At 31.4% G+C, this 2,965-nt stretch carries 3 protein-coding genes and 1 pseudogene; 2 read left to right on the top strand and 2 right to left on the bottom strand.

The genetic code is table 11. The features are described 5' to 3' along the window. Together Q0C58_RS01650 and Q0C58_RS01645 are read left to right on the top strand one after the other, a co-directional pair. Positions 1–532, top strand: a pseudogene (locus Q0C58_RS01650) (glycosyltransferase family 2 protein); the annotation flags it as partial. A 114-nt stretch (positions 533–646) separates the two neighbouring features. Continuing rightward, the gene (locus tag Q0C58_RS01645; protein WP_290696656.1) at positions 647–1,975 is read left to right on the top strand and encodes a dihydrolipoamide acetyltransferase family protein; all 1,329 of its coding nucleotides are present in this window, start codon (positions 647–649) and stop codon (positions 1,973–1,975) included. Between the two features lie 290 nt (positions 1,976–2,265). Here the strand turns inward: Q0C58_RS01645 and Q0C58_RS01640 are convergent, their stop codons facing one another. Both Q0C58_RS01640 and Q0C58_RS01635 read right to left on the bottom strand, forming a co-directional pair. Beyond that, complete coding sequence (locus Q0C58_RS01640; protein WP_290696654.1) at positions 2,266–2,568, bottom strand: type II toxin-antitoxin system RelE/ParE family toxin; 303 nt, start codon at positions 2,566–2,568, stop codon at positions 2,266–2,268. After that, positions 2,568–2,789: a hypothetical protein gene (locus tag Q0C58_RS01635; RefSeq protein ID WP_290696652.1), complete on the bottom strand. Its 222-nt coding sequence runs from the start codon at positions 2,787–2,789 to the stop codon at positions 2,568–2,570. Before Q0C58_RS01635 ends, Q0C58_RS01640 begins: the two co-directional genes overlap by 1 nt. Positions 2,790–2,965: the final 176 nt, after the last annotated feature.

Below are 2,965 nucleotides of genomic sequence, written 5' to 3'. Positions count from 1 at the left end.
GTATGGTGAAGACATAGATTTGAGTTATAAAATTAAAAAAGCAGGCTTCCAAAGTTTCTATTATGGAGAAGCTACAGTTATACATTATAAAGGAGAAAGTACTTTAAAAGATAAAACCTACGCTAAGCGTTTTTATGGAGCCATGCAGATTTTCTATAAAAAACATTTTAAAAGCAATTTAGTTTTTGATGCCTTGGTTTTCTTTGGAATACATTCTGCAAAACTATTTGGAAGTAAAGATTTGGTTAAAACTGTAGATTTTAAAAATTATACTTTGATTTCAAATAATAAAAATGAAATTTTAACGACTAAGCTTTTAAAACCTTTTAATGTAGTTTTAAACATTGCAGATGTTAAAGAGGATACTCAAATTATTTTTGATGCGAACTATGTTAGCTATCAGTCAATAATTAAGGAAATGGAAGCATCAGAAAAAAATAAAAATTTATCATTCAAAATACTTCCAAAAAACGCTAATTTTATCCTCGGAAGTTATTCCTCGAAGAGTAGAGGAGAGGTGATACTCTTTTAAGTATCAAAATATTAGATAAGCAGAATTTAAAATTATATTGAATAGTCAAATAAATACACTATTTTTTATTAATTTTGCATTCTGAAATTATAAAAAGACACATTTTTTATTAATATGGCAAGATTTGAACTAAAATTACCGAAAATGGGAGAAAGCGTTGCAGAAGCAACAATTACTTCGTGGTTAAAAGAGGTTGGTGATACTATTGAACAAGATGAAGCAATTTTAGAAATTGCAACAGATAAAGTAGATAGCGAAGTACCAAGTGAGGTTGATGGTGTTTTAGTAGAGGTGCTCTTTAATGTAGACGACGTTGTTCAAGTAGGAGAAACTATTGCTATTATAGAAACTGAAGGACAAGGTAATACTTCTGCCGAAGCGCCAAAAGCACAAGAAATTGTGGTGGATAAAACTGCACCTGCAGTCGCTGAGGTATCACAAACAGTTGCTTTAGCTCAAGAAACTGTAGCGCCAATTAGTTCTAATGGAGAGCGTTTTTATTCACCATTAGTAAAAAACATGGCTAAAGCCGAAGGTATTGCGCAAGACGAGTTAGACACTATTCCAGGAACAGGAAAAGAAGGTCGTGTTACTAAAGCAGACATGCAAACGTATTTAAAAACAAGAGGTTCGCAACCAGTTAAAGCGGTCGTCACTCCAATTGCTACAACTAAACAACAAGCTGCTGTAAAAAGCGAAGCAAAAAAACCAGCTGCACCTATTATTGCTGCAGAAGGTGATGAGATTATAGAAATGACCAGAATGGGCAAATTAATTGCACATCACATGGTAGAGAGTGTACAGAAAAGTGCACACGTACAAAGTTTTATAGAAGCAGATGTTACTAATATTTGGAATTGGAGAAAGAAAGTTAAGAGTGAGTTTATGAAGCGAGAAGGAGAAAACTTAACGTTTACTCCAATTTTTATGGAAGCAATTGCCAAAGCATTACGCGATTTCCCAATGATGAATATTTCGCTTCAAGGTGATACTATTATTAAAAAGAAAAACATAAACCTTGGTATGGCAGCTGCTTTAGGTAATGGAGACTTAATTGTACCTGTTATTAAAAATGCAGACCAGCTTAACCTTGTAGGTATAACTAAAGCGGTAAACGATTTAGCAACAAGAGCAAGAGAAAATAAATTAAAGCCAGACGATATTCAAGGTGGAACTTACACAGTAACTAATGTTGGAACCTTTGGAAGTATTATGGGAACACCAATTATTAATCAACCACAAGTTGGAATATTAGCTTTAGGAGCAATACGTAAAGTACCTGCAGTTATAGAAACTCCAGATGGTGACTTTATTGGTATTCGTTACAGAATGTTCTTATCTCACTCTTACGATCACAGAGTTGTAAATGGAGCACTTGGTGGGCAATTTGTAAAAGCGGTAAAAGATTATTTAGAGGCTTGGGATATTAATAGAGAAATCTAGTCTCGAATAATAAAATATATAAAAAGCGAAAAGCACAGTTTTAGGACTGTGCTTTTTTTATGTTTTATTGTGTGTTTTGGGAATGTTCGTTTAACGTTAAATATATGGCAAGTTGGGCAGAAAATATGCGATTACTTTCGGTTTAACCACAAGCCAAATCTTTTGTTTTAATTTTTCTCTTTAATACCAAATTAAAAGATTTGGCGACTTTGCAAATAGACAATAACTTTTCGATTTAAACACTAATTGCAATATTTGCTACATATAGTATTGTACAGTGTTTTTTACATTTATATTTCCTTTTTCAATTTATTTGGGTTTTGACGAGTATCAAATACGGTAACAATTGTAATTTTCTCAAAAGTATATCGATAGAACAAGGTTGTTTGTTTAGTTATTACACACTTATGTAATCCAACTTTATTTTCAGATTCAGGAAAACCTTCAGGGTTGTTTTTTATTAAGTTAATATTTTTGTCTAACTTTTTTATAAAATCAGACTTAACTTTTTGACTCCATTTTTCAAGAAGAAATTCAAATAGTTTTTCAAGTTTTTTCTCAGCTGTTTTTGAAATTATAACTGTTCTACTCATTATCTGTGAGAAGCCATAAAAGTTTCATAGTTGGTTGTTTTACCTTGAGAAATTTCTATATCAGCATTATTAATTTCTCGCTGTTGTTCTGAGCTAAGTTTATCCCAGAAATCAGAAGTTTTATCTTTTTTTAAAATAATCTTTATGGACTCAAGTATTGAAGGATTGTTTGTGTTTAACAATAATTTCATTAATTCTAATTTTTCAGCTTGTATATCCATAATTAAATGATTTAGTAACAAAAATAAGAAATTTCGAATTGAATACAGTTTTTCGCGGTACTTTTTAATGCTGCACAACGTGTTACCTGATATGAAATCGTTTTAATGTTTTATATCAGACGTTAAACGAAGTTAGCCTAAAAAAATGACAAAGTCAAGCCTAATTAAAACCCAAA

The organism is Lacinutrix sp. (assembly GCF_023299985.1).
In the GTDB taxonomy this organism is placed as follows: domain Bacteria; phylum Bacteroidota; class Bacteroidia; order Flavobacteriales; family Flavobacteriaceae; genus Lacinutrix.
Note: the sequence above shows the minus strand (reverse complement) of the source record. Positions and strands in the feature narration are given on the sequence as shown.

Bases quoted from the DNA above. Each gene is read 5' to 3' on its own strand.
- Q0C58_RS01645 (WP_290696656.1), top strand. From the start codon at position 647: ATGGCAAGATTTGAACTAAAATTACCGAAAATGGGAGAAAGCGTTGCA.
- Q0C58_RS01640 (WP_290696654.1), bottom strand. From the start codon at position 2,568: ATGAGTAGAACAGTTATAATTTCAAAAACAGCTGAGAAAAAACTTGAA.
- Q0C58_RS01635 (WP_290696652.1), bottom strand. From the start codon at position 2,789: ATGGATATACAAGCTGAAAAATTAGAATTAATGAAATTATTGTTAAAC.